This is a genomic window from Candidatus Eisenbacteria bacterium (assembly GCA_005893275.1).
GTDB lineage: Bacteria > Eisenbacteria > RBG-16-71-46 > SZUA-252 > SZUA-252 > WS-7.
Genome location: VBOW01000013.1, coordinates 1 through 15933 on the forward strand (window position 1 = coordinate 1; position 15933 = coordinate 15933).

At 66.3% G+C, this 15933-nt stretch carries 15 protein-coding genes; 8 read left to right on the forward strand and 7 right to left on the reverse strand.

Annotated features, from left to right (window positions below; translation table 11 throughout):
- The 5 genes from E6K76_00780 to E6K76_00800 form a co-directional block, all read left to right on the forward strand.
- A partial coding sequence (locus E6K76_00780) for a hypothetical protein (GenBank protein ID TMQ60560.1) occupies window positions 1-250 on the forward strand: 250 nt, incomplete at its 5' end.
- Complete coding sequence (locus tag E6K76_00785) at window positions 211-1590, forward strand: TolC family protein (GenBank protein ID TMQ60561.1); 1380 nt, start codon at window positions 211-213, stop codon at window positions 1588-1590. The genes E6K76_00780 and E6K76_00785, both read left to right, overlap by 40 nt.
- Window positions 1591-1660: 70 nt before the next feature.
- A complete protein-coding gene (locus tag E6K76_00790; GenBank protein ID TMQ60562.1) occupies window positions 1661-2893 on the forward strand; it encodes a copper oxidase in 1233 nt (410 codons plus the stop codon).
- A 135-nt stretch (window positions 2894-3028) separates the two neighbouring features.
- A complete protein-coding gene (locus E6K76_00795) occupies window positions 3029-3832 on the forward strand; it encodes a c-type cytochrome (GenBank protein ID TMQ60563.1) in 804 nt (267 codons plus the stop codon).
- Entirely contained in the window at window positions 3825-5126 is a 1302-nt protein-coding gene (locus E6K76_00800) for a hypothetical protein (protein TMQ60564.1), read from the forward strand. The genes E6K76_00795 and E6K76_00800 overlap by 8 nt, the downstream gene beginning before the upstream one ends.
- 24 nt (window positions 5127-5150) lie before the next feature.
- Here E6K76_00800 and E6K76_00805 read toward each other — a convergent pair whose 3' ends face one another.
- From E6K76_00805 to E6K76_00815, 3 genes are read right to left on the reverse strand one after another with little or no spacing between them, the layout of a single operon-like run.
- Entirely contained in the window at window positions 5151-6572 is a 1422-nt protein-coding gene (locus E6K76_00805; protein ID TMQ60565.1) for an NAD(P)(+) transhydrogenase (Re/Si-specific) subunit beta, read from the reverse strand.
- A gap of 1 nt (window position 6573) precedes the next feature.
- Window positions 6574-6870 (reverse strand): NAD(P) transhydrogenase subunit alpha, encoded by a 297-nt coding sequence (locus E6K76_00810; protein TMQ60566.1) that lies wholly within the window; start codon window positions 6868-6870, stop codon window positions 6574-6576.
- On the reverse strand, window positions 6867-8057 hold the full coding sequence (locus E6K76_00815) for a Re/Si-specific NAD(P)(+) transhydrogenase subunit alpha (protein ID TMQ60567.1): 1191 nt from the start codon (window positions 8055-8057) through the stop codon (window positions 6867-6869). Before E6K76_00815 ends, E6K76_00810 begins: the two co-directional genes overlap by 4 nt.
- Window positions 8058-8151: 94 nt before the next feature.
- Between E6K76_00815 and E6K76_00820 the strand changes: the two genes are divergently transcribed.
- A complete protein-coding gene (locus E6K76_00820) occupies window positions 8152-8712 on the forward strand; it encodes a DinB family protein (GenBank protein ID TMQ60568.1) in 561 nt (186 codons plus the stop codon).
- Between the two features lie 9 nt (window positions 8713-8721).
- Here E6K76_00820 and E6K76_00825 read toward each other — a convergent pair whose 3' ends face one another.
- From E6K76_00825 to E6K76_00840, 4 genes are read right to left on the reverse strand one after another with little or no spacing between them, the layout of a single operon-like run.
- Window positions 8722-9477: a gamma-glutamyl-gamma-aminobutyrate hydrolase family protein gene (locus E6K76_00825; GenBank protein TMQ60569.1), complete on the reverse strand. Its 756-nt coding sequence runs from the start codon at window positions 9475-9477 to the stop codon at window positions 8722-8724.
- A complete protein-coding gene (locus E6K76_00830; protein ID TMQ60570.1) occupies window positions 9458-10492 on the reverse strand; it encodes a D-2-hydroxyacid dehydrogenase in 1035 nt (344 codons plus the stop codon). Before E6K76_00830 ends, E6K76_00825 begins: the two co-directional genes overlap by 20 nt.
- A 22-nt stretch (window positions 10493-10514) precedes the next feature.
- Window positions 10515-12290, reverse strand: coding sequence for a DUF885 domain-containing protein (locus E6K76_00835; GenBank protein TMQ60571.1), 1776 nt, complete (start codon window positions 12288-12290; stop codon window positions 10515-10517).
- Complete coding sequence (locus E6K76_00840; protein ID TMQ60572.1) at window positions 12287-13078, reverse strand: sulfite exporter TauE/SafE family protein; 792 nt, start codon at window positions 13076-13078, stop codon at window positions 12287-12289. Before E6K76_00840 ends, E6K76_00835 begins: the two co-directional genes overlap by 4 nt.
- A 90-nt stretch (window positions 13079-13168) precedes the next feature.
- On the opposite strand from E6K76_00840, the gene E6K76_00845 reads away from it, so the two are divergent.
- A complete protein-coding gene (locus E6K76_00845; protein TMQ60573.1) occupies window positions 13169-14533 on the forward strand; it encodes a HAMP domain-containing histidine kinase in 1365 nt (454 codons plus the stop codon).
- 3 nt (window positions 14534-14536) lie between these two features.
- Window positions 14537-15919 carry a sigma-54-dependent Fis family transcriptional regulator gene (locus tag E6K76_00850; GenBank protein TMQ60574.1) on the forward strand — a complete coding sequence of 461 codons (1383 nt, stop codon included), beginning with the start codon at window positions 14537-14539 and terminating at the stop codon, window positions 15917-15919.
- Window positions 15920-15933 lie beyond the last annotated feature (14 nt).

The following is a 15933-nucleotide window of genomic DNA, read 5'->3' on the forward strand; positions in this document are numbered from 1 at the left end:
GCGGCCCGCGGGCAGTAAGACCACCCCCACCACGCCACAGCACCTCAAGTCCCCGAGCCGCCCCGAGCATGGATCCGGTGGCGGTGAAAAGAAGCAGGGCGGGCCGGCGCCGAAGTCGACGCAGACGCTCCGATCTACGCAGCAAGCCGCTCTCTATGCCTGTCCTATGCACCCAGAGGTAACCGACAGCATCCCATCGAAGTGTCCGAAATGTGGAATGACGTTGGTGCGGAAGAAGGAGAGGCAATGATGCGCGCAACAACGTGCCTCGTTGTCGCGGCTCTCCTGGCCGGTGTGCCGCTCCGCGCGCTGGCGAACGACACCTCCCGACCCTCCCTCACGGAGCTTGTTCGCGAACGGACGGGCGTGACGGTGGGATGGCCGTTGAACGACCGGGCCGAGGCCCAAGCACTCCTCCGAGACTCTTTGACTGCAGACCGGGCCGTGCGGGTTGCGCTCTTGAACAGCCGCGAACTGCGAGCGGCTTTCGGCGAGGTCGGTATCACGCAAGCGGACTACCGTCAGGCTCTACTGCCGAAGAATCCTCAGCTCGAGGGCGAGATCCGCTTCGGCGGCGGCGGACGCCGTCCGGGGGAGATCATCGTCATGCAGGATCTCACCTCGCTCTTGCTCACGCCGGCTCGTCGACGCGCCTCCAGCAGCGCCCTGCGTCAATCCACGTTGCGAGCCGCGGACGCGGCGACGGCGCTCGTGGCGGAGACCCGGTCCGCCTTCTACGGCGTGCAGGCCGGGAACCAGGTTCAAGGGTTGTGGGAGAGGGCGGTCGAGGCGGCGCAGGCGGGCGCCGATCTGGCTCAGCGGCAGCACGCCGTCGGGAATATAACGGATCTTGACCTCGAGAACGAGCAGGCCGTCTACGAGCAGGCCAAGGTCGAGCTCGCGCGGAGTCGGACCGAAGCGCTCATCGCGCGGGAACGCCTCAACCGGGCGATGGGCGTCTGGGGCGAGCGGACCGCGTGGGTAGTTGCCAGCGAGCTTCCGGGTCTGCCGGCCGAAGAGGCGCCGCTCGACTCCGTCGAGAGTGCGGCCGTACTCCAGCGCCTCGATCTGGCGGCGGCGGAGGCGGAAATCCAGGCGCTGGCGCGGTCGGTTCCGCTCGCCCGGTTCTCGCAGTTCCCGGAGCTTCGCGCGGGCGCGCACTTCGAGCGTGAGCCGGAGGGGACCCGGACCACCGGACCGGCCGTCGAGCTTGCTTTTCCATTGTTCGATCGCGGGCAGGCAGCGGTGGCGCGCGCGAAGGCGCAGATCCAACAGGCCGAGGACCGACGCGACGCACTCGCGATCAGCATCCGATCCCAGGTGCGCGCCGCACGCGATCGCTTCAGTGCAGCGCGCCAAGTGGTGGAGTACTACCATGACGTTATCCTGCCCCGCCGCACCCGCATCGTGGAACAGACGCAGCTCCAGTTCAACGGGATGCTCGTTGGCGTGAACCAGCTCATCCAGGCGAAGCAGCGTGAAATCAGCGCGCAACGCGAGTACATCGAAGCCCAACGCGAATATTGGCTGGCCCGGACGGAGCTGGATCGCGCACTCGGCGCTTCCATTCCGGGCGCCGACGGGAAATGAGGTGCGATTGGTGATCACACGTCGAAACCTGCTCAAGACCGCATCGGTTGCGTTCGGGGGCGCGGGCCTCATGGGGATCGCCCGCCTGCTGGGCGCTGCCCCCACCGAAGGCACGGCTCAATCGGGTGCCAGCTCCGGTCAGGCTGCCCCGGCAGCTCCGGCTTCGAGAAGAGGGAGCTATGCCCCCGTCATCACACCGAACGGCACCAGTCTCCCGTGGAAATGGGAGAACGGTGCGAAGGCGTTTCACCTCGTCGCTGAACCGGTCAAGCGCGAGTTCGCTCCGGGACTCGCTGTCAACTGCTGGGGATACAACGGCCAGACGCCCGGCCCCACGATCGAGGCAGTGGAAGGCGACCGCGTCCGAATCTACGTGACGAACAAACTCCCTGAGCCCACATCCGTGCACTGGCACGGGATGATCTTACCGAACGGGATGGACGGGGTCGCCGGTCTCAACCAGAAGCCCATCCAGCCGGGCGAGACGTTCAAATACGAGTTCACGCTGCGACAGCATGGCACCCAGATGTACCATCCGCATTTCGACGAGATGGTGCAGATGGCGATGGGGATGATGGGGTTCTTCGTCATCCATCCGCGGGAGGCCAAAGATCCGCCCGTCGACCGTGATTTTGCGATCATGCTTTCCGAATGGTTCGTGAAGCCCGGTTCGGCCACGCCCGACCCGACGGTGATGTCCGACTTCAACCTCCTGACGTTCAATAGTCGCGTCTTCCCCGGCACCGAGCCGCTCGTGGTTCGTCGAGGTCAGCGCGTTCGCATCCGGCTTGGGAATCTGAGCAGCATGGACGCCCACCCGATCCACCTCCACGGCCATAGCTTCCGTGTGACGGGTACGGACGGTGGCCCGACGCCGCGATCGGCCCAGCTGCCGGAGGCGACGGTCATGGTACCGGTCGGGACGACGCGCGATATCGAGTTCGCCGCGGAACATCCCGGCGACTGGGCACTCCACTGTCACATCACGCACCACGTGATGAACCAGATGGGCCACGGCATCCCGAATATGCTGGCCGTGAAGACGGCAGGCCTCGAGGAGAAGGTCAACCAAGTGGTGCCGGGGACGATGATCATGGGCCAGAACGGCATGGGCGGGATGATGGAGATGGGCGCGCCCCGCAACAGCATTCCGATGCGCAGCGGGGAAGGACCTTTCGGCCGCATCGATATGGGAGGAATGTTCACCATTGTGAAGATCCGGGATGGCATTACGTCTTTTAACGACCCAGGCTGGTACCGACATCCGGCTGGAACCTTGGCGGAGCCGACCTCGAAGATGTGATTTGGATTCCCAGTGTTCATTCAAGCAGAAAGGAGATCTCCCTCTTCAGCTCGATTTCGGTCATAGGGAATGCGCTCCGGCTGAAGCGCGAGAACCTGTGAGCGGCGGACGTCGCGCGCTGCGAGGGAGGGTGTCATGAAGTGGATCCTGGCTGCTCTGGTCGCAGCGGTGGTGCTCGGGGGAGCGGCCTATATCTTCGTGTTCCGACCGCACCTGCCTCCAGCCGAACGCGGGCGAAGGCTGGCCGAGAGTACCGGGTGCTTTGCTTGCCACGGTCCCGATGGGATTCGCGGCGTCGCGAATCCTGGGCGCACGGAGCGCACGGTGCCCAGTTTTGAGGGGGACGTCATGATGTACGCCCATTCCCCCGAGGAAATTCACGAGTGGATCCACAACGGCGTCAACGCGAAGCGCGCGGTGAGCCAGACGTGGCGCGCCGAGCGAGACAGCGGCACCCTCAAGATGCCCGCGTTCAAGGGCCGCATGACGGAAGAACGAATGCACGACCTGGTCGCGTACGTGATGGCAATGTCGGGCATGCCGAGTCCCGAGGATTCGCTGAGCGCCCGTGGCCTCGAGCGCGCGGGCGCGCTCGGCTGCGTGGGTTGCCACGGCGCAGGTGGCCGTCTTGCGAAGCCCAACAAGGGGTCCCTCAAGGGCTATGTCCCTTCGTGGGACGGTCAGGACTTTCCAGATCTGGTGCGCGACAGCACCGAGTTTCGAGAGTGGGTCGAGCGGGGGGTCAGCCGGCGCTTCGAGCGCGATCCGCTCGCGCAGTTCTTTCTGCGCCGGGCGGTGCTTCACATGCCCGCGTATGCGAGACGGCTCGAGTTGGGCGACGTGGAAGCGCTCTGGACGTACGTCCAGTGGCTGCGGTCTCAGGGATCCCACGAGGCACACGAGCACGAGGCGCACCACAAGGGGGGCACCGATGATTGACCGCGCTCGATGGTGGGTCTGCCTCGCGGCGGCCGTCGGCCTCGCATTCCCTCATCCGGCGCTGGCCCAGACGCATCATCACACCGCCGCGCCCGCCGATTCCATGGCGCATCATCACCACCACGAGATGACGATGAAGGGAATGTACGGTCCTTATCCGATGACGCGCGAAGCCTCCGGGACCGCATGGCAGCCCGACCTGGCCCGGCATCGCGGGATCCACACGATGAGGGGACCGTGGATGCTGATGCTCCACGGAGCGGGCGACCTCGTCTTCGATCATCAGGGAGGAAAACGAGGGGACGAGAAGGTGTTCAGCGGCAACATGGTGATGGGCATGGCGCGGCGTGCTCTCGGGCTCGGCACGCTCGGATTGCGCGCCATGATGTCCGCCGAGCCGGCGACGATCGGGAAGGGCGGCTATCCGCTGCTGCTCCAAACCGGCGAGACCGCGAACGGCCTCACGCCGCTCATCGACCGCCAGCATCCGCATGACCTCTTCATGGAGCTGGCGACGTCCTATAGCGTCGCGAGCGGAAACCGCTCCCTGTTCCTCTACGGCGGGTTGCCCGGCGAGCCTGCGCTGGGTCCGCCCGCGTTCATGCATCGCTTCTCGGGCGCGGCCTTTCCCGAGGCTCCGATCACCCACCACTGGCTCGACTCGTCGCACATCACGTTCGGGGTCCTTACGGCGGGAGCCGTCTTGGGCGGACTGAAGCTCGAGGCATCGGCGTTTCGCGGGCGAGAGCCCGACCAGAACCGCTTCGGCATCGAATCCCCAAAGCTCGACTCGCACTCGTTTCGCGTCTCTCTGAATCCCGCGCCCGCCTGGGCGCTCCAGGTGAGCTACGGGCGGCTGAAGAGCCCCGAGCAGCTCGAGCCGGACCTCGATACGGACCGCACGACCGCCTCCGTGATCTACGCCCGGGAATGGAGATCGGGGCACCTGGAGTCGACCGTCGGATGGGGACGAAATCGCAATCGCCCCGGCGCGATTCTCGACGCGCTTGACGGGGAGGTCGCGGCTCAGCTGAGAGAGAAACACATGCTCTTCGCCCGGATCGAGCGCGTCGAGAAAGACGAGCTCTTTCCGGAGGGGGACCCGCGCGCCGGGCGCGTCTTCCAGGTCGGAAAGGCGAGCGCCGGCTATCGCTTCGATTTCTGGAAGAGCGCGAGCGTGGCGACCGGGCTGGGTGCGCTGGTCAGCGCGGTCCGGGTGCCGTCGACACTCCGGGACACCTACGGAAAGGACCCCGCCTCGGTGATGATCTTCGCGCACGCGGAGCTGCGCTGAGGTAGGCGACCCGCCGCAGGACCGTTACGCCGTCTTGACCGCGTGAACCAGCCTCGCGACGGAATCCTTGGCGTCCCCGAAAAGCATCATCGCGTTTGGGTTGTAGAAAAGCTCGTTCTCGATTCCCGCGAAGCCGGGCTTCAAGCTCCGTTTCAGGATAATGATGTGCTTCGCCTTGTCCGCGTCCAGGATCGGCATCCCATAGATCGGGCTCGAAGGATCGTTCCGTGCCGCGGGGTTCACGACGTCGTTGGCGCCGATGATCAGCGCCACGTCCGCGCGCTCGAACTCGGGATTGATCGCTTCGAGGTCGTAGAGCTCCGGGTAAGGCACGTTCGCCTCCGCGAGGAGCACGTTCATGTGCCCCGGCATGCGCCCCGCGACCGGATGGATCGCGTATTTCACGTCGACACCGCGCGATTTCAGGATATCCGCGAGCTCGCGGACGCTGTGCTGCGCCTGTGCGACCGCGAGGCCATAGCCCGGGATCACGATGACCGATCGCGCGTACGCGAGCATGGTCGCCGCGTCTTCCACCGAAACCTCGCGCACAGCCTTGCCCGCCGCGGCGCCCGCGCGCGCGGCGGCCGGCCCCGCCCCTTTCCCCCCGGCACCGAACGCGCCGAAGAGCACGTTCGTGATCGGACGGTTCATGGCCTTGCACATGAGGTAGGTAAGGAGGGTGCCCGAGGCGCCGACGAGCGTCCCGCTGATGATGAGGACGTGGTTGTGGAGCGAAAAGCCCGTGGCCGCGGTCGCGAGTCCCGTGAAGGAGTTCAAGAGCGAGATGACGACCGGCATGTCTCCGCCGCCGATCGGAATGACGAACAGCACGCCGAACAGGAGCGCCGCCGCGGCGAACCATGCATAGACCATCGGGTCCGGCCGGCCCGTCACGGCAAGCCAGACCGAGACGGCGAGGATACCGAGGAAGAGTACGAAATTGAGGGGCTTCTGAAGCGGATAGGTCACCGCGCGTTCGGTCACGAGACCCTGGAGCTTCCCGAAGGCGACGATGCTGCCGGTGAATGAGATGGCGCCGATTAGGGCGCCCAGGAGAATCGTGACGCCGCTTACGGGCGGAACCGAAAGCCCCGCCCGCGCGAAACGGAGATACTCGAGGCTCGAGACGATCGCCGCGGCGCCCCCTCCCGATCCATTGAAGAGCGCCACCATCTGCGGCATCGCCGTCATCGCAACCCGGGCTGCGGCGATCGTGCCGATCAAGCCGCCGAGAACGATTCCGGCGAAGATCGTCCCGTAGCTCAGAATCTGGCGGTCCAGCAGGGTCGCCACGATGGCGAGGAGCATTCCGATGGAGGCGAGGAGGTTTCCGTTCCGCGCCGATTTCGGGGAGCTGAGCTGCTTGATCCCGATGATGAACAGGACGGAGGCGATCAGGTAGACGACGCGTATGGCGTTCGGCGGAAGATGCGGGAGGGACACGTCAGCGTCCGCCCGGGGTCTTGGCCGAGAACATCCGGAGCATCCGGTCGGTGACGAGGAACCCTCCGACCACGTTGATCGTTCCGAGGACGACCGCGAGAAAGCCCAGGACGGTCACGAGCGGCCCTTGGGGCGCTCCCGCGACCAGCATGGCTCCCACGAGAACGATTCCGTGGATCGCGTTCGTGCCCGACATGAGCGGGGTGTGAAGGATCACGGGCACCTTGGAGATGATTTCATAGCCGATGAAGATGGCGAGGATGAAGATGGTGAGGTCGTTGAGCAGCGCCTCGATCACTGCGGGCTCCTCGCCGGAGACCCGGCCGCCGCGAGCGTCCCTTCCGCCCGCGCCCGCGTCGCCGGATGAACGATCTGCCCGTCGCGGGTCACGCAGGTCCCCTTGGTGATGTCGTCCGACCAATCGGGGGTGAGGGTTCCATCCTTCGTGATATGGAGGAGGAAGCTCGTGATGTTCTTGGAATACATCTGCGTCGCGTGCACCGGCACCGTGCTCGCGAGCCGCACCGGGCCGTGGATCGTCACGTCGTGGCGCACGACGGTTTCCCCTGGTTGAGTCAGCTCGCAGTTTCCGCCCATGTCCGCCGCCAGGTCCACAACGACCGATCCCGGCTTCATCCTCGCGACTTGATCGGTCGAGATGAGCCGCGGCGCCGGCATCCCCGGAACGCGGGCGGTCGTGATGATGACATCGGCGTGGGCAATTCGCTCCCCGAGAAGCTCCATCCCTTTGCGCTGCGCTTCGGCGGAGAGCGGCTTGGCGTAGCCCTGCTCGTCCTGCGCCTCGCTCGCTTCGAGCCGGGGTCCCACGAAGGTCGCCCCCAGGCTCTCCACCTCCTCCTTCACGGCGGGCCGGACATCGTAGGCCTCGACGACGGCGCCCAGCCTCCGCGCCGTCGCGATCGCTTGGAGACCCGCGACTCCGGCCCCCACGATGAGAACGCGCGAGGGGGCGACCGTTCCGGCCGCGGTCACAAGCATGGGAAAGAGTCGCGGCAGCGTGTCGCCCGCGATGAGGACCGCCTTGTAGCCCGCCAGGGTGCTCATCGAGGAAAGCGCGTCCATCGGCTGCGCGCGCGTGGTGCGCGGCATCATATCCATGCTGAAGCTGGTCACGCGTCGCTTGGCGAGCATCCGCACCGTATCGATGTGGCTCAACGGACGGAGCATGCAAATGAGGGTGGAGCCTTCCGCGAGGAGATCCGCTTCGTGAAGGTGCAGCGAGGGGTTCGGAAGCGGCGGCTGGATCTTGAGGACGATCTCCGAACGGGACCAGAGGTCCGCCGTGTTCGTGGCAATGCCCGCGCCCGCCTCCTGAAATTTGGCGTCGGGAATGAAGGCGCCCGCCCCCGCCCCCGCCTCGACGTGGACGTCGTAGCCGGCGGTCTTGATTCGGCGGACCGAATCGGGCGTGAGGGCGACGCGACGTTCGCCCGGTCCGATCTCCTTCGGGATGCCGACCTTCATCGGTGAACGGCTCCTGGAAATGCCGCAGGTCAATCCAGTAGGATGACAGTTCGACGAATCGAGAACCGCATCCTACCAAAAGAGGGAGAACCTTGTGAAACGATTCCCAAGCGCGCGCCGGACCCGATCGCGCCGCATCGCGATCACGCCGGAGGTTCGCGCCTATGTGAGAAAGATCGACGCCTACCGTGCGGGCCGCAATCCGATAGGTCTGATGAAGACCGCGCCCGCCAAATTCGCGCGGGCCGTCGCCGGGCTGAGCGCGGCTCAAATGCGACGGCGGCCCTCGCGGGGCAAGTGGAGCATCATCGAGATCCTCGGGCATCTCCACGACACGGAGGTCGTATACGGCTATCGGTATCGGCTTTCGCTTTCCCAGCCCGGCTCGGACATTCTGGGCTACGACCAGGCGCGCTGGGCGGACGAGCTTCGCCACCGCCGGAGCAAGGCGAAGCGGCTGCTCGAACAGATACGGATTCTACGCGAGGGGAATCTCGATGCGGTCCTGCGCGTGCCGCGTCGTTCCTGGAAGCGTTACGGCATGCACAGCGAGCGGGGTAAGGAGACCGTGCAAAGGACGCTCGAGCTGATCGCCGGCCACGACCTGAACCACATCGACCAGATTCGGGCGATCAGGAACAAATACGGCTGGTAGGCGCCCGACCTAGGTAGCCTTGGCCCAGGCGCCGCGCGTGGCGTCGACGAAGGCGCGGAGAAGCCTTCGCGTCATCTCCGATTCGGGCATCCGCTCGGGGTGCCAGTGCACGCCGATGAAGAAAGGATGATCGGTCCGCTCGATCGCCTCGATGATCCCGTCCGGGCTTCGCGCCGCGACGCGGAATCCGGCCGCGACTTCACCGATCCCCTGGTGGTGGTAGGAATTCACCGTCGCGGAATCCACGCCGAGCGCCCGCGCGAGAATCGTCCCCGGCTCGATCCGGATCGGATGGTCCGGGGAAACGCCCTCCGGCTCGTCCTCATGCTCGAGGGCTCCCGGCACGTCTTCGGGTATGTGTTGCAACAGCGACCCGCCGAACGCGACGTTCAACGTCTGCGCGCCGAGACAAATCCCCAATGCCGCCATGCCCCGGTCTTTCGCCTCGCGCACGTAGGCGAAATCAGAGGTCGTCCGCTCCCGGGGAGCGAGTCGGTCGGGGTGGCGGGCGGCCTGGCCGTAATGCTTCGGATCGATGTCGGCGCCGCCGGTCAACACGAGGCCCTCCACCCGCTCCAGTAGCTCGCGCGCCTCCTCCCGGTTCCCGACGAGTGGAAGAATCACCGGCAAGGCGCCGCTCTGCGAAATCAACGAGGCGTAGCGGGAATAGAGGAAGTAGGCGTCGCCGAAGGGCTCGGTGGATCTCAGGTTGGGGCAGATTCCGATGAGCGGTTTCGACATGCGCTCAATACCCCCGTTGCGCATCGACCCGGTTCAGGAGAGGAAGCCCGGCCGCGTCGCGGCGCAGGTTTTCACGGAAGAGCGCCATGGCGCGCGGCCAGAAGCCCGTCGAGTTGCCCGAAACGTGAGGCGTCAGGATCACGTTGTCGAGCGTATAGAGTCCGCTCTCGCGCGGCAAGGGCTCCGTCTCGAAGACGTCGAGCGCCGCTCCCCCAATCCAACCCTTCCGAAGCGCCTCCTCCAGATCCCGCTCGCGCACGATCTTTCCTCGCGCGACGTTCACGAACCAGGCTCCCCGCTTCATCCTCCCGAACGCGGCCGCGTCGAACAGACCCTGCGTCTCGGGGGTGAGCGCGGCCGCGATGACAACGGCGTCGGACGCCTCGAGCATGCGGCCCAGATCTTGGGGACCCATCACGGCATCGACGCGCGGTTCTTCTCCTGGCAGGCCGAGGGCCGAGAGCAGAGACGGCTCCCAGGCGGGGGGGCGTTCCGGATGCCGGCGAACGGCGAGGACGCGCATGCCGAACGCGAGCGCGCGGCGCGCGATCTCGCGCCCGATCGCGCCGTAGCCGAAAAGTCCGAGCGTCCGCCCGTGGAGCTCGTGCGGTCGTCCCGCGCCCGCAAACCAGCGGTCGCGATCCAGGCCGGTCGTGATCTGATCCGCGATGGCTGTCCGGAACCGGCGCGCGAGCGCGACGAGGACCCCGAGCGTGTGCTCCGCGATGGGAATCGCATGGACCCCGCGCGAATTGGTGAGGATGATGTTCCCCTGGGTGACGCTCGGCGTGAGGTAGGCGCCGACCCCCGCGGCGGGGGCGTGAAGCCAACGCAGCCGCCGGGCCCGCGCCACCGTGGCTTCACCGGGAGCCCACGAAAAGACGATCTCGGCTCCGGAGACCGCGTCTCCCAGCTCTTCCTTCGAGCCTGCGCGCGCGATCTCGAGATCGGGGAAGTCGCGGCGCAACCGCTCGACCTCTTCGTCCGGAATGGTCCACGCCTCCGAAGCGTGGAACAGGCCGAGGAGAAGCCGCCGCACGCGCCGGGATCCCCGCCTGGGCCTACAGCGTCGGGCCGCTGTCGCGGAGCAGGATTCGCCTCAGGAGCGCGACCGGAAGAGCCCCCTGCGAGAGGATGCGCGCATGGAACCTGGCCAAATCGAAGCCCGGCCCTTCCGCGCGCGCGACGTCGTCACGCAGCTTGCGGATCTGGAGCGCGCCGAGCGTGTAGACGATGTAGGTCGGGTCGAAGGCGGCGCGGTAGGCCTCGCGCTCCGCGTTGGCCTCCTCCATGTGCGCGTGCTGCATGAACAGAGCGATCGCCTCGTCCATGGTCATCCCGCGCGTGTGGACGCGGATTCCCACCTGGAAGCGGCACGCGCGCACCAGAGCCCATCGCAGCATTCCGAACTCGATCCTCGGGTCGTCCTTCTTGTACCCGTGATCCACGAGCGCCTGTTCCACGTAGAGCCCCCAGCCTTCCGCGAAGCTCCCGCAGCCCATGGTCCGCCGCACCAGGCTCGGCGCCCGTTTGGCATAGAGGAAGTGGACGTAGTGTCCGGGGTAGGACTCATGAATGGACACCGAGGGAAGCGTCCATCGGCTGTAGCCCTGAAGATGCTGCTCCACGCGCGCGGAATCCCAGGTCCGGTTCGGAAGGGTGATGTTGTAATAGGCCTCACTCGCCCTCTTCTCGAACGGCCCGGGCGCGTCGAGGCTCGCGAACGACCGCTCCGCCGCGAAGGAAGGGGTCGGCCGCACGATACAGCGCACCTCCGAGGGAACATCGATGAACTTGGAGGTGATGCAGAACGAACGGATATCCTCGAGGAGGCTCGTCGCGTAGGGAATGAGACTGTCCGCGGAAGGGTGGTCCCGCCGCATCGACTCGATCAGCTCGTCCAGGCCGACGTTCGGGTTCACCCGCTTGGCCGCGGCCGCGTAGCGAGCCTCGAGGCGATCGAGCTCCCGCTCGCCCACCTCGAGCAGGGTATCGAGCGGCAGGTCGACCATCTCGTCGTAGTGGAGCTTCTTGCGATAGCGCTCCTCGCCCAGGACGTACGAGCCCTGGGCGCGCGGGGTGAGATCCTCCCGCATCCACTTGATGTAATCCCGGGTCGCCGCCTCCGCCGCCGACTTCGCCTCCTCGTAGGCCTTGAGCAATGCGGAGTCCTTGACGGCGGTAAATGCGACCGGCACTTCACGCTCGAGAAATTCGATCGAGCCCTCGAAATCCTCGCCGGCGAACTGCGCGAACAGGGCGGGCGGATTCTTGATGTTCTGTTTCCCGCTCTCGAGAAGGCGCGGCACCTGCCGGAGTCGCGCGATCACCGAGCGGAGCCGCGCCTCGGGGGGCGCGAAGCTGCGGGCGACAAGGGAGAAGATGCCCCCCGCGTAGTTATACGTGCTCGGATCGTTCTCCCAACGGCGGATCTCGGTGAGATCGAAGAGATGCCCTTCGACCTGGCGGCTGAAGAGGTCGTAGTCGATCCGCGTGGAGTCGCTCAACCCTCCGGCGTCGATCCGCTTCAGCCCGGCGAGCACGCGGCGGGTCCGGGCTGTCTCCCCGTCGATGGCGGCCCGCGAGCGGTCCTCCAGGAGCGAGTCGTACCGGTGCAGGCCCGAGGTTGTCGCGAACGAGGGCTCGAACGCAAAGAACCCTCGCAGGTAGTCGGCGGCGAGCGCGGCGAACGCCCTCTCGGCGGGGTTGCCCGAGACGGCGCCCGGGGCCAGCGGGTCCTTGGCCCGCGAGGAAGGGGGAGCCGGTGACGGCGTGGCCGCGAGGGCGGGCAGGGCCAGCCCCAGGACCAGTAAGCTACGCGTAAATCGGGAGCTCATTGCAGCGATCCTCCTGAGCGTTCGGATGGACACGGGACGTTATCACGCCGTCGGCCGAAAATCATCTGGGCGGAGACCGGCACGAGGAAGAGCGCGAAGAGCCTCGATAGGAACGAGGCCTCGATGCGATGCGCGAGGAGCGCGCCGAGCAGGGCGCCCGCGGCTCCCCCCGCCATCAACCCAGGCAGGAGTGCCCGGACGACGTGGCCGTGACGGGCGTGGCTCAGAGCCCCGACGATCCCGGTCGGAAGGATCATGAGCAGCGAGACCCCCTGCGCGACGTGTTGGGGGATGCGCTGACCGAGCACCAGGATCGGGACGAGGATCGTGCCGCCTCCGACCCCGAGCAGGCCGCCCAGGGCTCCAACGACGGCGCCGAGCAGGATGTTCCAGGGAGGGGCCCAGACGCGGTGCGCGTCCGCGTGCGACGGCGCCGCGACCAGGATCCGGACCGCCGTGGCGAGGATCAGGATGCCGAACGCCTGACGCAGCTTTCGCGCGGTCAGCTTCCGGGCGAGCGCGGCTCCCGCCAGCACGCCGGGGACCGCTCCCACGGCGAGGTAGAGCGCGAGGGCGAAATCGAGATTTCCCTGAAGGAAGTAAGGGATGGCGGCGACCAGCGCGGTCACCGTAATGAACGCGAGCGAGGTCCCCTGGGCCTCGTGCTGCTCCACGTGAACGAGGTGGACGAGGAGCGGGACGAGCAGAATCCCACCCCCGACGCCCATGAGCCCGCCCAGGGCGCCGGCCAGAAGCCCGAAGACAAACGGCATGACGCTCGTCCGCATGGAAGCGCGCACCCTAGCACAGCTTCCGGCCCGCGCGTTGACATTGCGCACCGCCGGTCGCTACCCTTGCTGAAGCGCATAAGCGCGCCCATGGTCAATTTGCCTCCCATCAAACCATCTCGCCTCCTGTGGACCCTGCTGTTCCTCGGGGCGCTCCTCGTGCTCGTCAACGGGACTGTGATTTACGCGATCCAGACGGCCCACCATTTTCTGGATGAAGAGCTGGGGAAGCGTTTCGAGGCGACCGCCCATACAGCCGCCCTGCTGATCCGGTCGGACCAGCTCGACGCGCTCTTTCCCGTGGGCGCCGACTCCCTGCGGGCCGATTTCGACGTGGCGATGGACTCGGTCGAGGCGGCGGAGACCGTGCGGGACCAGTGGCGTCGGCTCGCCGGCGGGGCGGGAGCCTCGAACATCATTCTGCTCGACCCCGATCATCAGGTCGTGCTCGCGTTGCGGCAATCCACGTCGAGCAACGTGAGCCGGGCCACCCTCGACGAAGCCGCGTTCGCGCGCGCGATGATCGGGGAAGCGGCCCACTCCCGGCTCTTCGAGGAAGGGGACACCTATCTCAAGGCCGGCTACGCCCCGGTGATCCAGTACGATGGACGCATCGTGGGCGCGGTGGTGGTCGAGGGGGGGTCCAGCGCCTTCCGCCCGCTCGAGCAGGTGAAGGCGTCTCTCTACGGGGCCGCGTTTCTCGCATCGATCCTGGTCGTGCTCGTCGGGCTGGGCTACGTGCGGACGCAAGCGCGGCTGGCCCGGGTCGAGGAGCGGATGAACCACGCGGACCTCCTCGCCACCGTCGGGCAGGTCGCGGCCGGAGTGGCTCACGAGATCCGCAATCCTCTGGCCGTGCTTCGCGGCGCTTCGTCGCGGTTGCAGAAGCTGGAGCATCTTTCCGCCGGGGAGCGGAAAGAGCTCCTCGCCATGCTCGAGGAGGAAGTTCACCGCATGGGGAACGTCGTCCAGAACTTTCTCGATCTCTCCCGCCGCCCCGACACCGAAGCCACGATCTTCGTCCTGCGCCCGGTTCTCGAGCGTTCGATGGAGATCATCAACGTGGAGCTCTCGCGGTGCGGCGTCCGCTCGGCGGTGCGCTGGGAAGCCGAGGATGGGGTTTGCATCCGAGGGCGGCCGCAGGCCATGCACCATCTCTTCCTGAATCTCGCGCTCAACGCGCGGGACGCGATGCCCGAGGGAGGGGAGCTCACGATCCTGGTTCAAGCACGAAAGTCCGAACTGCGGATATACTTTCAGGACAGCGGCCCCGGAGTTCCTCGGACCATCCGCTCGAGGATCTTCGAGCCGTTCTTCACCACGCGGGCCGAGGGGACCGGCCTCGGCCTGGCCTTTGTGGAGCGGATCGTGCTCGAGCACGGCGGGACGATTTCCGTCGGCGCGTCACCTAGCGGCGGCGCCCAATTCCGGATCATTCTTCCGATCGAGACCTGAGAGATGCCTGACCGGATCCTGATTGCCGAAGACAACAAGAATCTCTGCCGGATTCTGGAAAACGCGCTGAGCGAAGCGGGGTACGAGGTGGTCGTCGCGCTCGGCGGAGACGCCGCGGTCCACGAGATCAAGTCCCATCCCTTCGATCTCGTGATCTCCGACATGCGCATGCCGGGCGCCTCGGGGACGGTCGTATTCCAGGAAGCGCGCGCGCAGGAGTATCAGCCGGACGTGATCCTCATGACGGCCTTCGGGGACACGAGAGAGGCGGTGCGTCTCATGAGAGACGGAGCCGCCGATTACATTCTCAAGGATTTCGATCCCGAGGAGCTCGTGACCCGCGTGGGGCAGGTGCTCGAGCGGAGGCGGCTCAAGCAGGAATCCACCGTCCTCAAGGGACGCATCGAGACCCTGAAAGAGCAGATCAGCCTCCACCAATTCGACATGATCGTGGGGCAGAGCCGGGCGATGCAGGACGCCCTGAGCTTGGCGGAGCGGGTCGCGCGCACCGATGCAAACGTCCTGCTGCTGGGGGAGAGCGGAACGGGGAAGGAGGTCTTCGCCCAGGCGATCCACGCGGCGAGCAAGCGCTCGGACGCTCCCTTTGTGCCGGTGAATTGCGGCGCTCTCCCGGAGACCCTCCTGGAATCGGAGCTCTTCGGCCATGAGCGGGGCGCGTTCACGGGGGCGATTCGGACCAAGCCGGGCCGCTTCGAGTTCGCCGAAGGGGGCACCGTCTTCCTGGACGAGATCGGCGAGGTACCGCAGAGCATTCAGGTGAAGCTGCTCCGTGTTTTGCAGGATAGAACCTACGTGCGGGTCGGCGGTGAGGAAATGCGCCGCGCCGACGTGCGTGTGATCGCGGCGACCAACCGGAATCTCGAGGAGATGATTCATATGGGAAGATTCCGGGAGGATCTCTACTACCGGCTGAATGTCTTCCCGATCCGCCTGATGCCGCTGCGGGACCGGCGCGAGGACATTCCCGCGCTGGTCGAGTTTTTCCTGAAGCAGCAAGAAAGATCGCTGGAGGAAATCGCCCCCGACGCGCTCGAGCATCTTCGGGCGTACGAGTTTCCCGGAAATATCCGCGAGCTGCAAAACCTGATCGAGCGCGCGTGCATTCTTGCGGGCACCGGAAGGATCGAGCGTGTGCACTTCCCGATCGGGAAAACACGCCTCACGGCGGATCCGGCCGAGCTCCTCTCTCTGGGCTTGAGTCTCGATCAAATTGAGAAGCGCCTCATCAAGGAGGCGCTGGAGCGCGCTCAGGGCAACAAGACCAAAGCGGCGTCGCTCCTGGGGATCTCGCGCCGGGCGCTTTACTCGCGCATGGAGAGTCACGGGATTCCGATCGGGGGAGCCGAATCGGAGCCGGCGGACTGAATTCGGCCGCCCCG